Here is a 15,805-nt window from a genome sequence, read left to right on the forward strand (position 1 = left end):
TCCGGATTTATAGTCCGGACCTTTGTGTTCTTTGGCTTTTTTGGTTAAGGATTACAAATCCCCACTAACTTCAGGTATTAATCTCATAGATACATCATTCCCGCATAGGCAAGAATCTTAATGCCTGTTAATTGCATTAGGTTCCTAATCAAGTTGGCAATGATCAACCTTCGAAATAACAACGTATACTTATCCTTTAAGCAAATAACTTTTAAACCCTTCAAAATCCACACTTAACTGATCTGCATGTTTAGGTTTACTTTCTAAAGTTTTTACCTGCTCAGGGATTTCGATTTTAGCCGCAATATCTGCAGGGAAAATATCCGGAAACTTGCAGGCATGTGCAGTAGATAGGAAAACGGCAGCACTTTCGTCTGTAGGATTTTCGTTTCTGTATTTTTTAACTCCTAAATACGCAATAGCAGTATGTGGACACGCCACGTAGTTTAATTTACTATCAATTTCTTTGATACCTTCTAACGTTTCATCATCGCTAAAGCGGTAAGAAGTAACCACTTTTTTTATGGCTTCTACATCCTGATTAAATAGATCCATAATGCGCACCCAATTACTTGGTGCTCCAACATCCATCGCATTCGAGTAGGTTTGTGTTGATGGTTTTGTTTCGTATACACCAGTTTCTAAAAAGCGTGGTACAGTATCATTAACATTGGTAGCTGCAATAAACTGTTTAACAGGTAATCCTAGTTTGTATGCCAATAAACCAGCACCAATATTACCGAAATTTCCACTTGGTACTGAAAATACGACGTCTTTAAAACCTTGCTTTTTCAGTTGGGCGTAAGTATTGAAATAGTAAAATGTTTGTGGAATCAATCGTGAAATATTAATTGAATTTGCAGAAGTTAATCTGAATTTAACATTCAGCTCTTCATCAGCAAAAGCCTGTTTCACTAAAGCCTGGCAGTCATCAAAAGTACCTTTAACTTCAACAGCTCTAATATTTTCGCCATTGGTGGTTAACTGTAGTTCTTGTATCGGGCTCACTTTTCCTTCTGGGTAAAGAATCGTTACCCTGGTGTTCGGTACACCTAAGAAACCTAAAGCTACTGCACCTCCGGTATCGCCCGAAGTCGCAACCAGAACATCTAAAAGTTGTTCGCCATCTTTTAAGAAATAAGCCATTACGCGGCTCATAAAACGGGCACCAAAATCTTTAAAAGCTAAGGAAGGGCCATGGAAAAGTTCTAAAACAAAGGTTTTGTCATCAAGTTTAACAGCTGGTGCTTCAAAATTAACGGCATCATCAATTAAAGCCTTTAAATCCTCTGCCGGAATCTCATCTTTTAATAAAGTTGAAGCGACTTTGTATGCAATTTCAGGCAAAGAATATTTTTCGATATTCTGGATGAATTCGGGATCAAGCTGTGGGATTTCGACAGGCATATATAAGCCTTTATCCTGCGGCATGCTGTTAAAAACGGCTTCTTTGAAAGAAACACGTAAATCTTTATTGTTGGTTGAATATAGTTTCATTTTAATGGGGTTGAGGGGTGGAAGGTTAAAGACTGAAAGCTTTCGGATGCATACCTCCACCTTAAAACCTTCTACCTTCCAAGCTTAAATTACTTTTGGTCCTTCCGCGTTAACCGGAGATACAAAAGCTTTGCTGTTAATATTTATTTTATGTAAATGTTGCTGTTGCGATTTTGTTATTTTTCTGGCTGTTTCTTCTTCTTGAGTTAATGCGAAAACAGATGGCCCTGAGCCTGAAATTCCGAAACCGATTGCCCCATTTTCCATCGCGAGTTTTCTCATTTCTTCAAAACCAGGAATCAAAATCGAACGTGTTGGTTCTACCAGAACGTCTTTCATGCTCCTTCCAATTAAATCAAAATCATTCATGAACAATCCACTTACCAAACCTGCAACATTTCCCCACTGGGTAACCGCATCTTTTAATGCTACTTTACTGCGGATCATTTGGCGAGCATCTTTAGTCGGTACATCTACTTCCGGGTAAACAATTGCTGCATACATGCCAGCTGGCGTAGGTAAAGAAATCACATCAAGCGGATCGTAACTTCTCACCAGTACAAAACCACCCAATAATGCAGGGGCAACGTTATCGGCATGGCCATAACCACAGGCAAGTTCTTCACCTTTCATGGCAAAGGGAACCAGCGCTTTGGTGGTTAATAGATCGCCCATTAATTTGTTAATGGCAAACAAACCAGCTACTGTACTGGCCGAGCTCGAGCCCAATCCACTGCCAATAGGCATTTTCTTGTGCAGTTCAATTTCTACACCAACATCCAAATGGTTTATATGCTTTAAATAATGTTGAACACTGGCACTTACGGTATTTTTCGCTGCATCTAAAGGCAAACGACCATCATCGCCAGTAATTCTTTTGATCACCACGCCAGGTGTATCGGTAAATCGCATTTCAACTTCATCGCCAGGTTCGTTTACAGCGAAACCCAGTACATCGAAACCGCAAACTACGTTTGCAACGGTTGCCGGAGCGAAAACTTTTATACTATTTTTCATTATTAATTGGCTTAGCTATTTGTTAAGCGTTATTTGGTTTAAATGATATTTCAAATGCACTAAGTAATCATCGATAAAAAAAGAAAGGGTGTGCATTTCTATTTTCCCTTTTCCTGTGTCGCAGGTATTTTGAAGCTTTTCCTCTGGAATATTTTCAATTACCCGGCTAATCTGATAGTTTAATAACTTCCAAAGCATTATAACTTCTGCAATAGCTGTCTCCTGGTAGTTTTGGTAGTTTACCCATTCATCCTGATGATAAATAATTTTAACCCCTTGTTCGTATTGTCCAACAACCAAACGACGGATGTTATTAACCGCACTATCTACCAAGTGCCCTAATAGTTCTTTTTTAGACCATTTTAAAGGCTGTGGTTTATCATTCCATACCTCATCCGAAATATTTTCGAAATCAATCATCGCCTGATTAACCAGGTGAAGAATCTCGTTCTTTTTGTCTAAAACCGAATTCATATCGCTACTTATTTAAGGTACCTACGTTAATGATATCGGCAAAAACACCTGCAGCGGTAACCTCAGCACCTGCGCCTGGGCCTTTTACCACCAATGGACGGGTTTTGTATCGGTCTGTGGTAAACGAAATAATGTTGTCGCTGCCTGATAACATATAAAAAGGATGACTATCGTCGACCATTTGCAGGCTGATCTCTACATTTCCATTTTCAAGTTTACCAATGTAACGCAAAACTTTTCCATCATTAGCTGCTGTATTCTTCAAGTTTTCGAAGTAAGCGGCGTTTGTTTGCAATTCTGAATAGAAATCTTCAACAGATGTGGCATTTAAACAAGCCTCAGGCAAAATGTTATCGATTTTCACATCACTAGCTTCTAAGGGATAACCAGCATCACGGGCAAGAATCAGCATTTTACGCATAAAATCTTTTCCATTTAAGTCGTCGCGAGGATCCGGTTCGGTATAACCCAGTTCTTGCGCTTCCTTTACCGTTTCGTAAAAACCGGCGTCATCTTTAAAATTATTGAAGATGTAAGAAATGGTTCCTGATAAAATGGCTTCAATCCGCGCTACCTTATCGCCGCTCATCATCAGTTCGCGTAGCGTACGGATAATTGGTAAGCCTGCACCTACATTGGTTTCATAATAGAAATCTACGCCGAATTTACGGGCGGTATCTTTAAATGATTTATACTGGGCGTAATCTGCCGAGTTTCCTTTTTTATTACAGGTTACTACCGATATACTGCTTTCGAATATGCCCTGATAAAATTCTATTGGCGATTCTGCAGCTGTGTTATCTACAAAAACACAGTTTGGTAAGTTTAGGGCTTTCATTTTGGCAACAAAACCTGCTAAATCTGCCTGTTCACCATTTGTATTTAACTCCGCTTCCCAATTTTCTAACGACAAGCCGTCAGCATTGAAAATCATTTTTCGTGTATTACTGATACCCGTTACCTTAACTTGCAGATCGTTATTGGCTGCTAAGAAAGGCATCTGTTCTTTCAGCTGGTTAAACAAGGTTTTACCGATATTTCCGGTGCCTAAACAGAAAACGTTCAATGTTCTTTTCAGATCGGTAAAGAAAGCATCATGCACTGCATTTACGGCTTTCGATAAATCATCCTTGCTGATAATAACTGAGATGTTATATTCTGATGACCCCTGAGCAATAGCCCTTACATTAATACCGTTGCGGCCTAAAGCGCTGAACAAACGTCCGCTCATACCTGGTGTACGTTTCATGTTTTCGCCAACAATGGCCAAAACTGAAAGGTTATTTTCAACTTCTGGTAGCTCTAGTTTTTTAGCATCTAACTCCAGTTCAAACTCTTTTTTGATTAAAGAAATCGCTTGTGAAGCATCTGTTGGTTTAACAGCGAAAGTAATGCTATGTTCTGATGAAGACTGGGTAATCAATACTACATTGATCTGTTCGCGCGAAAGCAGTGAGAATAATCTTCCGCTAAAACCTGCCTTACCCACCATGCCGCTGCCAGTTAGGTTAATAATGCTAATATGATCGATAGAGGAAATTCCTTTTATGGATAAACTCGATGCTTTAATATCGCTTTTGATATAAGTTCCTGCGAAATCAGGTTCGAAAGTGTTTTTGATCACAATCGGGATTTTCTTCATAAAAGCAGGGATCATTGTTGGTGGATAGATCACTTTTGCACCGAAATAACTCAGTTCCATAGCTTCGGTATAGCTAAGCTCAGGCAACGAGAAAGCCTTTTTCACAATGCGCGGATCAGCTGTCATCATGCCGTTTACATCGGTCCATATTTCTATTTCTTCTGCATTTAAGGCTGCACCCCATACCGCTGCGGTATAATCAGAGCCACCACGACCTAAAGTTGTTACCCTTCCTGCTGCATTGCTCGCTATAAAACCAGTAACAAAAAGTACTTTGCCTTTATTTTCCTGGTAGAAATTGTTGATCAGCATTTCAGTCAACTCGGTATCTACTTTCGCTTGCCCAAAATTACTGTCGGTTTTAATCAGGTCAGATCCATTAACATAAAGCGAATCACCAATACTTTTAGAAGCAATATGACTAATCATAAACGTAGAGCAACGTTCGCCGTAACTCAAAATCTGATCTTTGGTCTGCAAGCTCAGTTCGCGCAAATTGGCCACGGCCTGTAACAGATCTTCAAGCTCGTTAAAAAAGATCTTTAAGCGGGTAAACACAGGGTTTTGTGCTGCTGCAGGTAAAAGTGTGCGGATTACAGCAAAGTGTTTTGCTTCGATTTCTTTTAAATGAGCGTCGTAATCTTCCCCACGCTCGGCCATTTCGGCCATATCGGTAAGTAAATTGGTTACACCACTCATTGCCGATAATACAACTACCGGGCTGTTCTGCTGTTTTTCTTCGCCAACCAGGCGCAAGAGGGTTTTAATGTTCTCGGCCGAACCTACGGATGTGCCGCCGAATTTGAGTACTTTCATTAGTCTATATTGGTTTTAACTGTTTGATGCTGTGCGGATATTCATGGTTGCTCGTACAGGTTTCATTCAGCATGGGTTAAAAAAAAAAGCGTCCCGACTTTCATCGGGACGCTTTCTGTGTTTTATGTTTTTTCAATTTACAACAAATTAGCCCCGCTGGTTTATACCGGTGGTAATAATAATTGTTGTAATAATCGAAGTGTTAAAATTCATCTTGTCTTTGTGTACTTTGTACACCGTAAAGTAGGAGATTATTTTTTTAAAATGCAAATGTTTTTTCAATTTTATTTCGAAATTTCTATTAAAACGTTTAAACAGATGAAATAGCCGCATTTTCTGAACCCGAAACCAAATCATTCGACTCTTGAGGGGTGTTTATAGGAGGGGTGCTTAGTAGGCGGTTTTAAATATTAGAAAAGATGCTGTCGTAATTCTTCGGATACGGCAGTCCTGCTAACCGCCATAGTCCCGATGGTAGTGGTTGCTAATAAGTTGGTGAGATCGGGAGCTGCCGCTTTTATCAGGTTTAGTTAAATTTGGGCTGTGGTACTATTTAAGCTAGTTACCTTTCCGGCGTCTGATTCTCCTCTTTTGGAGCGCGAGCGTAAGGCGGGGTGGTTAATATTTAATAAAGCGTCATTAATTTTCAAAACCTTACCCATTAAAAGTTTAAACCTGCTAAAACCATTTAATGGATTTTACTTAGTGTAATTTTTTAATTTTTTTTACCTTGTGAAATTGAGTGTAAATATCTGTAAATAAAATGTTTACATAATAGTGTATTTGCTACAATATGTAAAAATTTACGCTTCAAAACTAGTTTTTGTGGGTGATAAGTATTTACCTTTGCTGTACTAACTAACTTATTGTTATGAGCAAAAAGAAACTGCAAGCGCCAGATTTAAACTATTTAAATCTAGGTGGAAATATTGCTGTAAAGTACCAATTATCTCCAACGGAATTAATTGATGAAGCCTTATTAAATAAAGAAGGTATACTGGCTGCTTCAGGAGCGCTGGCGGTTGATACCGGAAAGTTTACCGGACGTTCTCCTAAAGACCGCTTTATTGTATGCGATGAGGTAACTGAAAATCAGGTTTGGTGGGGCGATGTAAACATTAAAATTTCTCCGGAGAAATTCGATCAGCTATTTTATAAGCTAACCAATTACCTTGAAGATAAGAAAATCTATGTCCGCGATTCTTCCGCCTGTGCCAATCCGGATTATTCGATATCGATCAGGGTAATTACAGAAACGGCTTATCAGAATCTTTTTGCTCATCATTTGTTTATCCGCCCGGAGGAAGATCAATTGGGTATCACACCAGAGTGGACCATTATTGCTGCGCCAGGCTTTTTGGCCGATCCGGCTATAGATGGAACCAGGCAGGAAAATTTCTCCATCATCAATTTTACCAGGAAAATTATTTTGATCGGGGGAACAGGTTATACCGGCGAAATTAAAAAAGGAATTTTTTCTGTTTTAAACTTTATCCTGCCAGTATATAAGAATACGTTATCTATGCACTGCTCTGCTAATGTGGGGAAAAATGGCGATACGGCTATATTCTTCGGCTTATCAGGCACAGGAAAAACCACTTTATCTGCCGATCCGGAAAGAGGATTAATAGGGGATGACGAACACGGTTGGGGCAAAGATTCGGTATTTAACTTCGAGGGCGGTTGCTATGCGAAATGCGTAGATTTAACCGAAGAGAAAGAGCCACAGATTTTTAAGGCGATTAAATTTGGTGCATTATTGGAGAATGTTAATTTTTTCCCGGGCACTCGGGAGGTTGATTATAGTGATATCAGTAAGACAGAGAATACCCGTGTAGCTTATCCTATAGATTACATTGATAATGCCATTTTACCATCAATAGCGGCTGTTCCGAAAAATATCTTTTTCTTAACTGCAGATGCGTTTGGGGTGTTGCCTCCAATTTCAAAATTAAATGTAGAGCAGGCCATGTTCCACTTTATGAGCGGTTATACAGCAAAGGTTGCAGGAACAGAAACAGGGGTAACAGAACCTCAATTAACCTTTTCGGCTTGCTTCGGTAAAGCTTTCTTACCACTGCATCCATCTAAATATGCCGCATTATTAGGAGAGAAGATGGAAAAACACCAGGTAAACGTATGGTTGGTAAATACAGGTTGGAGCGGAGGCCCTTATGGCGTAGGTAAAAGGATGAAATTAAGTTATACCAGGGCGATGATTACTGCAGCGCTAAATGGAGATTTAGATCATAATAAATATAAGCAACACCATGTATTTAAATTGATGATGCCACTAAATTGCCCCGGAGTACCAGACGAAATTTTAGACCCCTCTAAAACATGGGGCAACCAGGAAGAATATTTTTTGAAAGCCTACGAACTGCAGGATGCCTTTACAGAGAATTTCAAGCAATTTGAACTGACAAAAGTACCAAAAAGCAGACACGAAGCGTTAAAATTATGTTAAATGCACTTTAAAATGCATTTTTTGAGCAAAAAATTTGCAATTCGATTTTTTTTTAGTTTTTATTGTGAAAGAATTGCCTCGGCTGGGGCAATTTTTTTGTTATACACCCTTGGTGGTTTACCGAAACTAAATTCTAAGTAACGATTTAATTGTTTATTGATTTATTAATTTGTAATTTAAAATCAATTTATAAATTTGTTTTTCGCAACAATTTCGGATAAGAAACGTTGAGTGTAGTACAAAAGAAAAAAAACAGCTAAAAATTAAAAACAAGAACTAAAACTAAAATTTCAAAAAAAATGGCAAACGCACCAAAACCAACAACTGTTAAAAAAGAGAGCTCTTCTAGTGCTTCAAATGTATTTGCAACATTCGTTATTCCAATTTGTATTGTAATTGGATTCTGTGTTTGGAGATTCGTATTCGGAGAAGGAAGTAACTTTATCGATGGTGACAGAGAAAAATTACCACTAGCTGGTAACTATCTTGGAACAGCTTACAAAGGAGGTCCTATCGTAGCGATCTTAGTTGGACTACTATTAGTAGTAATTGTATTCTCTATCGAACGTTTTATCGTTATTGGTAAAGCAAGTGGAAAATCTAGCTTAGATACTTTCATTCGCAAAGTACAAGGTTTATTAAGCGCAGGTAACATCGAGGCTGCAAAAGCTGAGTGTGATAAACAACAAGGTTCAGTTGCTAACGTAATTAAATCTGGTTTGAAAAAATACAGTGAAGTTGAAGCTGATACCAATATGGATGTGGAGCAATCAATCGTTGCTATCCAAAAAGAGGTAGAAGAAGCTACAGCTTTAGAAATGCCAATGTTAGAGCAAAACTTAACTGTAATTGCAACTTTGGTATCAATTGGTACATTAGTAGGTTTATTGGGTACAGTAACAGGTATGATCCGTGCATTCGCCGGTTTAGCAAACTCTGGAGCACCAGATCAGTCAGCATTAGCGGTAGGTATCTCTGAGGCACTTATCAATACTGCAACAGGTATCTTAGTATCTACTGTGGCAATTATCATGTACAACGTATTAACTTCTAAAATCGATAAGTTAACTTACGCTATCGATGAGGCTGGTTTCAGCATCGTTCAAACATACGCTAGTTCGCATAAATAAGAATTTTGAAAAAATTTTTACCGGCTTTATGGAAAACCGGAAAAAAGATCATCATTATTAAAAACTAGTAAAAAATATTATGCCTAGAATTAAAGTTAAAAGAACAAGTACAGTAACAGATATGACTGCCATGTGTGATGTGGCATCATTGTTACTTACTTTCTTCATCTTAACTGCTACAGCAAGGCAACCAGAACCTCTAGCCGTTTCTACCCCCTCATCTACATATGAGTTTAAGGTGCCGGTAGAAAACAATGCGATATTGACCATTGGGCAGGGGAAAGTTTTCTTCGAAGTAGCAGGTACAAAAGTAAGAGCGAAAACATTGGAACTAATGGGCGAACAGTACAAAATATCGTTCACCCCATTAGAAATACAACGCTTTTCAAACATAGGAAGTTTCGGTGTGCCGATCCAGAGCTTAAAATCACTTATTGCTTTAAATGGTGGCGATCGTATGAAACCAGGGGTTCAGCCCGGGATACCTTCAGACTCGACTGATAACCAGTTAAATTCATGGGTATTAAACGCCCGTAAGGCGACTAAGGAAATCAACAATCAGGATATGCGTATCAGTATCAAAGGTGATGCTAAAGAAGAGTATCCAGTTGTAAAAAAGATTATTGATGTGCTTCAGAAACAAAGTGTAAACAAATTTTTGTTGGTAACTAACTCTGAAGCTAAAAAGAAATAAGAAATGGCAGAATTAAACACGGGCGGGAAGAAAGCCACGCCAAGGGTTGATATGACCCCAATGGTGGATCTAATGTTTCTTTTGGTAACCTTCTTTATCTTAACAACTGTAATCTCTACGCCACAGGCGATGGATATTGCAAAACCGGATAAGAACGAAAAGTTACCTGAAAACAGGTTAGAGCTGAAAGCGAGTAAAACGATGACCATCTTATTGGGTAAAAACAATAAAGTTGCATGGTACATGGGAGTAGCTGGTGAAAGCGCACCAACAATCGAATCAGGATCGCAAATTGAAGATGCAATTGTAAAAAACAGGAAAAATGCTGATGCATCTGGAGTTGCTGGAGATTTTGTGGTATTGGTTAAACCAACATCAGGTTCTACATTCCAAAACTTTGTAGATATGATGGATGAACTGGAAATTCTTAAAGTAAAGGTTCGTCAGATTGATGATGATAATATCCTTGACAATGAGAAGCAGTTCATGAAAGAAAAGGGAATTTTATAATCAATAAAACCAGAAGTTATGTCGAAGTTAGATATATTCAGAAAAGAATGGCTTGAAGTGGTTTTTGCTGATAAAAACAAAAGCTACGGTGCGTACCAATTGCGTAAAACCAATGGTGCCAACACCACCAAAGCATTAATTATTGGATCTATTATATTTCTAGTGTTATTCTTCTCTCCAAAAATCTATAGCCTGATTAAAGGCTCAATGGATCAGCCGGATGAACAATTAAAAGCACAGGAAGTTATTTTAGCTCCACCTCCACCAGTTGACCCTAAAACGCCACCTCCGCCACCGGTAGAGCCACCGCCACCAAAAGTTGACCAGGTGAAAATGCCACCTCCAATTGTAAAACCCGATATCGAGGTTCGTGATGAACCACCTACGGTTGAAAAATTGAAGGAAGCTGATCCAGGTCAGAGAGATATCAAAGGTGATCCGACAGCTGATATTGTTATCGCTGAACCAGTAGGGGAAGGACCAAAAAGAGAAGCTGCTGTTGCGGTTGATGATAATAAAGTTTACGACTTTGTTAGTATCGAAAAACAACCAGAATTCCCTGGAGGTATCTCTAAGTTTTACGGATACTTAAGTAAAGCAATAAAGTACCCGCCAATGGCACAAGAAAACAACGTTCAAGGTAAAGTGTTTTTATCTTTCGTTGTTGAAAAAGATGGTAAATTAACTGATATCACAGTTACCCGTGGTTTGGGTAGCGGAACTGATGAAGAAGCCATCCGTGTATTGAAAGCTAGTCCACGTTGGAACCCAGGTATCCAAAATGGTAAGCCGGTAAGGGTAAAATACAACATCAACGTTAACTTTACATTGAACTAATAGTAGATGTTAAATTTTGATATTTTTAAGCAAAAATCGCCTAAACAGCGGTTTTTGCTCATTTTAGGCCTTATCATGTTCGTTTTTTATGTGGTGTTAGGCTTTGCATTTATATTTTACGAACCAATTGCCCTGCGCTTAAGCACTATTCCACAATGGGGCCGCATCGCAATCGGTATCTTCTTAATTATTTATGCATTTGTAAGACTTTTAAGCCTTGGAAGGCGCGACTAATCAGCTCAATGAAAAATTTCCTTTTAATATTTTGTGTGCTCGCTTTACTTGTATCCTGCAAACGTAAAAATAAAGCCAATGCAGTTAAAGAAACCAGAACAAGCGGTACCTTAAAAATATTGGTTGACGAAAGTGTTGGACCGATTGTTCAAGATCAGATCGATATTTTTAGTTTAGATTATCCGGATGCAAAATTTCAGGCAACAGTAAAACCTGAAGAAAAATTATTGCCTGCCTTTCTTAATGATAGTGTAAGAGTAATTGTGTTGCCAAGGTTATTAACCAAGGCCGAAGAAAAATATTATAACCAACGGAATATAAAGATAAACACCTCACGATTTGCTGTAGATGGTATTGCTTTAATCACAAATCAGGGCAATATAGACAGTACAATTAACGTTAAAGATGTGATTGATATATTACAGGGAAAGAAATCAGATAAAAAATTGGTCTTTGATAACGCTTATTCAAGTACCTTTCAATATTTTAAAGAGTTGGCTAATATCAACCAGTTTCCAGCTACAGGTGTTTACTCTAAAAATTCCAGCAAAGAAGTAATTAAACTTATTGCTGAGGATAAGAATTTTATTGGTATTTTGGGCGTGAATTGGATCACGGGCAAGGATGCAGAGATGAGTGGATACCTTTCTCAGATAAAAGTGCTGGGTGTAAAGAATGTAAAAGGCAAGGTAGGAGATGATCAGTTCTATAAACCGACTCAAGATAACTTAATCAACGGTGTTTATCCTTTCTTAAGAAATATAAATATTATAGATTGCGAAGGAAGAGATGGTTTAGGCACAGGATTTGCAACATGGTTAAGAAGTCAGCGGGGACAATTGATTGTACTTAAATCTGGACTTGGCCCGCACAAGCTAATGCCGAGAGAAATAAATTTAACTAAAGAAAGTAATAAATAAATTATAAATTGAACCACGAAGTATTAGATATGATGCTTCATTATTGTTAAAACCAATGTTAACTAAGTTTGGTTGGAGATTTTGGATAAAATAGAACTCACTCCAGCCCGATTTTAAAAACGTTTAAAAACAAAAAATTGATCCAATGAAAATTTCAAAGAAAGCAATAACCTTAAATGTAGGTTTGGTGTTGATGGGTTCTGCAGTTTTTGCTCAAAGTTTAACTGATGCGAAAAAAGCCATTGACGCAGAACAGTATCAGAAAGCTTCATCAATGCTTAAGTCGTTGGTAAGCGCTAAAGCCTCAGATGGCGAAAATTATTATAACCTAGGTTTGGTTTACCTGAAAACAGGTTACATCGATTCAGCAAGAGCCGTTTTCACCAAAGGTGTAACTGCTGATCCAAAAAATAACTTAAACTTAATTGGTTTAGGTGAAGCAGATATGTTGTCTAACAACCCAAGTTCTGCTAAAACTAACTTCGATAAAGCGGTAGCTTTGGCACCGAAAGATTACAAAACTTATTTGTATATCGGTAAAGCTTATTTAGCGCAAGATAAACCTAGTGATGATGTATCTAAACCTGATTTCACTAGTGCTTTGGCTAATATTACTAAAGCAGACGAATTAGATTCTAAAGATAAAGATGCTGAAGTTTTCTTAGCGCAAGGTGATGCCTATGCTTTACAGAAGAAAAACTCTGAGGCGTTAGGTCCATACATGCGTGTTGGTGATGTTGATCCAAACAACAGAAGGGCCAAAACGCAGATTGGTAAAATGTACAAAGAATCAAGAGCTTTTCCTGAAGGTGAAAAAGAGTTACAAGATGTAATTGCCGCTGATGCAAACTATGGCCCTGCATATCGCGAGTTAGGTGAATTATACTTACAATGGAGTAGTTTTGGTACAGATAAGGAAAAAGCGAAAAAAGCTATTGAGAATTATAAAAAATACATGGATTTAACTGATAAATCTTTAGAATCTCAATTGCGTTACGCTCAATTCTTATTTTATGCAAAAGATTTTCCAGCTTTGGAGCAAGTAGCTTCAGCTATACAAGCACCTGCTAATGACCCTAAAAATGCTATTGTATCTAGGATGAAAGGATGGGCAGCATATGAGAATAAAAATTATCCAGCTGCACTTACAAGCATGAATGATTTTTTCGCTAAAGAGAAAGATCCGAATAAGATCCTTGGATTTGATTATTTGTATCTAGGTAAAGCACAGTTAAAGGCTGGTCAAGATAGTTTAGCATTAATCAATATCACTAAAGCCGTTGAAAAAGATTCAACAAATGCTGATGCATTGGCTGAAGTTGCTAAAAGCTTCTATGATGCAAAGAAATATACTAAATCTGCAGAAATATATGAAAAAGCGATAAAAGCTAATCCAAAAGGAAAAGGAGCTTTATATAACTATTACTATAATGCAATGGCAAATTACTTTGATTACGCAGCAAAATTAACTGCAAAACAAAATCCTTCAAAAGATATCTTAGTAAGAGCTGATTCATCAATTGCTAAAGTAACTCAACTAGCTCCTGAAACTTATGATGCGTATTTAACAAGAGCTCGTATTAACAGTTTATTGGATGATGAGAAAGAGCCTAAGGGTTTAATGCTTCCTTTCTATGAAGAATACATAAAAAAAATAACTGAAAAACCTGAATTAGCAACTGCAAATGCCAAAAAACTTTCTGAAGCTTATGATACTATTGGTGGTTTTTACTACTACAAAGACAAAGAAAAAGCTAAAGAATACTTTAACAAAAGTGTAGCTGTATATCCTAGCGGAACCTTCGCTGCAGCTAAATTAAAAGAATTAGCAGCGCCTGCTCCAAAAGGTAAAGGCAAATAATTAAAAAGTTAAATAATTTAGAAAAGGCAGAGTTTGGTTACTCTGCCTTTTTCTTTTACTTTTGCATCACAAAATAAAAATTATGCAAGCGCAAAGTTCCTCTATAGATTTTTTACCAATTATATTTCAAGTAATTGTTGCTTTAGGTTTCGTGGTGTTCACCTTGGTGATTACCCACTTTTTGGGTCCAAAACGTAAAACGAGTGATAAGTTAGAAACTTTTGAAGCTGGTATTAAATCAGTAGGTAATGCACGCCAGCCTTTCTCTATTAAATATTTCGTGGTAGCCATCTTATTTGTACTGTTCGATGTGGAGGTAATCTTTATGTATCCTTGGGCAGTTAATTTCCGTGCACTGAAAATGGACGGAATGATTGAAATGTTCATTTTTATGGGGACATTGTTGCTAGGTTTCATCTACGTAATCAAGAAAAAAGTTTTAGACTGGAACTAGTTAATTGGCAGTTAATAGCCCTCGGTTTATAAACTTTAAACTGAAAATTGCCAACTGAAAACTGAATGTGTATCACTTACACTAACTCCTGGTAGTTTTTGTTATTTAGAAAGGTTCTAAATCGAGTGAAGCTAGTTTGTTTGCCTTTAAAATATTGTAAATTTGTTGCTCATTCTGCAAAGGGATGAGCATTTTTTGTTTATAAACATGAGTGAAATTAATATAGTTGATGCGCCTCCAGGAATAGAAGGATCTGGCTTTTTTGCCACTTCTCTTGATAAAGTGATTGGTTTGGCCCGCTCAAATTCATTATGGCCTTTACCTTTCGCAACTTCTTGTTGTGGAATCGAGTTTATGGCAACCATGGGTTCTCACTACGACCTTGGTCGTTTCGGTGCCGAACGCTTAAGCTTTTCTCCCCGTCAGGCTGATGTTTTAATGGTTATGGGTACTATCGCTAAAAAGATGGCTCCTGTATTAAAACAGGTTTATATCCAAATGGCAGAGCCACGTTGGGTAATGGCTGTTGGTGCCTGCGCAAGTAGTGGTGGTATTTTCGATACTTATTCTGTATTGCAAGGTATTGATGAGGTTATCCCGGTAGATGTTTACGTGCCAGGTTGCCCGCCAAGACCTGAAGCCATTTTAGATGGTTTTCAACGCATTCAGGATTTGGTGAAAAACGAATCTGGCAGAAGACGGAATTCTGATTATTACAAAGAACTTTTAGGTCAATACGGCATTAAATAATGGAAGAAACGACACTAAATAACGATATCCATGTTAAGCTGACCGAAAGGTTTGGCGAAAAAGTTACCGCTGTTTCTGAGCCTTATGGTTTATTAACTTTTGTAACTTATAAAGATGTTATCATCAATGTGCTTTCGCATCTTAAAAACGAATTAAAGTTTAATTTCCTTACCGATATTACGGCAGTTCATTACCCTGGTAAAGACCATGGAATTGCTGTTGTTTATCATCTACACAACATGGTAGAAAAAGTGAGGATCAGGATTAAAGTTTTTATTTCCGAGCAGAACCCAACTATACCGACTGCAACAACGGTTTGGAAAGGTGCCAACTGGATGGAACGCGAAACTTACGATCTGTTTGGGGTTAAATTTGAGGGCCACCCGGATTTACGCCGTATTTTAAATATGGACGATTTAGGTGTTCACCCGATGTTGAAACAATATCCATTGGAAGATCCGAACAGAGTAGATAAAAAAGACGAATTTTTTGGAAGGTAAAC

14 protein-coding genes are annotated in these 15,805 nt (G+C 37.8%); 10 read left to right on the forward strand and 4 right to left on the reverse strand.

Annotation, left to right across the window (positions count from 1 at the left end; all coding sequences use genetic code 11):
- Window positions 1-189: 189 nt before the first annotated feature.
- From thrC to thrA, 4 genes are all read right to left on the reverse strand, one after another.
- Entirely contained in the window at window positions 190-1,497 is a 1,308-nt protein-coding gene (gene thrC, locus FHT21_RS18885; RefSeq protein WP_167296281.1) for a threonine synthase, read from the reverse strand.
- A gap of 84 nt (window positions 1,498-1,581) precedes the next feature.
- Window positions 1,582-2,514, reverse strand: coding sequence for a homoserine kinase (locus FHT21_RS18890; protein ID WP_167296282.1), 933 nt, complete (start codon window positions 2,512-2,514; stop codon window positions 1,582-1,584).
- 15 nt (window positions 2,515-2,529) lie between these two features.
- Window positions 2,530-2,988, reverse strand: a complete 459-nt coding sequence (locus FHT21_RS18895; protein ID WP_167296283.1) for a DinB family protein — start codon at window positions 2,986-2,988, stop codon at window positions 2,530-2,532.
- 4 nt (window positions 2,989-2,992) lie between these two features.
- Window positions 2,993-5,446, reverse strand: coding sequence for a bifunctional aspartate kinase/homoserine dehydrogenase I (gene thrA / locus FHT21_RS18900; protein WP_167296284.1), 2,454 nt, complete (start codon window positions 5,444-5,446; stop codon window positions 2,993-2,995).
- A gap of 871 nt (window positions 5,447-6,317) precedes the next feature.
- Between thrA and pckA the strand changes: the two genes are divergently transcribed.
- From pckA to FHT21_RS18950, 10 genes are all read left to right on the forward strand, one after another.
- Window positions 6,318-7,913, forward strand: a complete 1,596-nt coding sequence (gene pckA, locus FHT21_RS18905) for a phosphoenolpyruvate carboxykinase (ATP) (RefSeq protein WP_167296285.1) — start codon at window positions 6,318-6,320, stop codon at window positions 7,911-7,913.
- Between the two features lie 299 nt (window positions 7,914-8,212).
- Window positions 8,213-9,043, forward strand: a complete 831-nt coding sequence (locus FHT21_RS18910; RefSeq protein WP_025146310.1) for a MotA/TolQ/ExbB proton channel family protein — start codon at window positions 8,213-8,215, stop codon at window positions 9,041-9,043.
- Window positions 9,044-9,122: 79 nt separating this feature from the next.
- Entirely contained in the window at window positions 9,123-9,737 is a 615-nt protein-coding gene (locus tag FHT21_RS18915) for a biopolymer transporter ExbD (protein ID WP_167296286.1), read from the forward strand.
- 3 nt (window positions 9,738-9,740) lie between these two features.
- The gene (locus tag FHT21_RS18920; RefSeq protein ID WP_167296287.1) at window positions 9,741-10,247 is read left to right on the forward strand and encodes a biopolymer transporter ExbD; all 507 of its coding nucleotides are present in this window, start codon (window positions 9,741-9,743) and stop codon (window positions 10,245-10,247) included.
- Between the two features lie 18 nt (window positions 10,248-10,265).
- A complete protein-coding gene (locus FHT21_RS18925; protein ID WP_167296288.1) occupies window positions 10,266-11,084 on the forward strand; it encodes an energy transducer TonB in 819 nt (272 codons plus the stop codon).
- 242 nt (window positions 11,085-11,326) lie between these two features.
- A complete protein-coding gene (locus tag FHT21_RS18930) occupies window positions 11,327-12,238 on the forward strand; it encodes a substrate-binding domain-containing protein (RefSeq protein WP_167296289.1) in 912 nt (303 codons plus the stop codon).
- Between the two features lie 145 nt (window positions 12,239-12,383).
- Complete coding sequence (locus FHT21_RS18935) at window positions 12,384-14,099, forward strand: tetratricopeptide repeat protein (protein ID WP_167296290.1); 1,716 nt, start codon at window positions 12,384-12,386, stop codon at window positions 14,097-14,099.
- A gap of 82 nt (window positions 14,100-14,181) precedes the next feature.
- Window positions 14,182-14,553, forward strand: coding sequence for an NADH-quinone oxidoreductase subunit A (locus FHT21_RS18940; protein WP_167296291.1), 372 nt, complete (start codon window positions 14,182-14,184; stop codon window positions 14,551-14,553).
- Between the two features lie 207 nt (window positions 14,554-14,760).
- On the forward strand, window positions 14,761-15,303 hold the full coding sequence (locus tag FHT21_RS18945) for an NADH-quinone oxidoreductase subunit B (protein WP_108197409.1): 543 nt from the start codon (window positions 14,761-14,763) through the stop codon (window positions 15,301-15,303).
- A complete protein-coding gene (locus tag FHT21_RS18950; protein ID WP_167296292.1) occupies window positions 15,303-15,803 on the forward strand; it encodes an NADH-quinone oxidoreductase subunit C in 501 nt (166 codons plus the stop codon). Before FHT21_RS18945 ends, FHT21_RS18950 begins: the two co-directional genes overlap by 1 nt.
- Window positions 15,804-15,805: the final 2 nt, after the last annotated feature.

It is taken from the genome of Pedobacter sp. SG908 (genome assembly GCF_011759615.1).
Lineage (GTDB): Bacteria > Bacteroidota > Bacteroidia > Sphingobacteriales > Sphingobacteriaceae > Pedobacter > Pedobacter riviphilus.

Excerpts from the sequence above, each read along its gene's own strand:
- FHT21_RS18940 (WP_167296291.1), top strand. The coding sequence starts at position 14,182 with ATGCAAGCGCAAAGTTCCTCTATAGATTTTTTACCAATTATATTTCAA.
- FHT21_RS18915 (WP_167296286.1), top strand. The coding sequence starts at position 9,123 with ATGCCTAGAATTAAAGTTAAAAGAACAAGTACAGTAACAGATATGACT.
- FHT21_RS18910 (WP_025146310.1), top strand. The coding sequence starts at position 8,213 with ATGGCAAACGCACCAAAACCAACAACTGTTAAAAAAGAGAGCTCTTCT.
- pckA (WP_167296285.1), top strand. The coding sequence starts at position 6,318 with ATGAGCAAAAAGAAACTGCAAGCGCCAGATTTAAACTATTTAAATCTA.
- FHT21_RS18895 (WP_167296283.1), bottom strand. The coding sequence starts at position 2,988 with ATGAATTCGGTTTTAGACAAAAAGAACGAGATTCTTCACCTGGTTAAT.
- FHT21_RS18935 (WP_167296290.1), top strand. The coding sequence starts at position 12,384 with ATGAAAATTTCAAAGAAAGCAATAACCTTAAATGTAGGTTTGGTGTTG.
- FHT21_RS18925 (WP_167296288.1), top strand. The coding sequence starts at position 10,266 with ATGTCGAAGTTAGATATATTCAGAAAAGAATGGCTTGAAGTGGTTTTT.
- FHT21_RS18950 (WP_167296292.1), top strand. The coding sequence starts at position 15,303 with ATGGAAGAAACGACACTAAATAACGATATCCATGTTAAGCTGACCGAA.
- FHT21_RS18890 (WP_167296282.1), bottom strand. The coding sequence starts at position 2,514 with ATGAAAAATAGTATAAAAGTTTTCGCTCCGGCAACCGTTGCAAACGTA.
- FHT21_RS18945 (WP_108197409.1), top strand. The coding sequence starts at position 14,761 with ATGAGTGAAATTAATATAGTTGATGCGCCTCCAGGAATAGAAGGATCT.
- thrC (WP_167296281.1), bottom strand. The coding sequence starts at position 1,497 with ATGAAACTATATTCAACCAACAATAAAGATTTACGTGTTTCTTTCAAA.
- FHT21_RS18930 (WP_167296289.1), top strand. The coding sequence starts at position 11,327 with ATGAAAAATTTCCTTTTAATATTTTGTGTGCTCGCTTTACTTGTATCC.
- FHT21_RS18920 (WP_167296287.1), top strand. The coding sequence starts at position 9,741 with ATGGCAGAATTAAACACGGGCGGGAAGAAAGCCACGCCAAGGGTTGAT.
- thrA (WP_167296284.1), bottom strand. The coding sequence starts at position 5,446 with ATGAAAGTACTCAAATTCGGCGGCACATCCGTAGGTTCGGCCGAGAAC.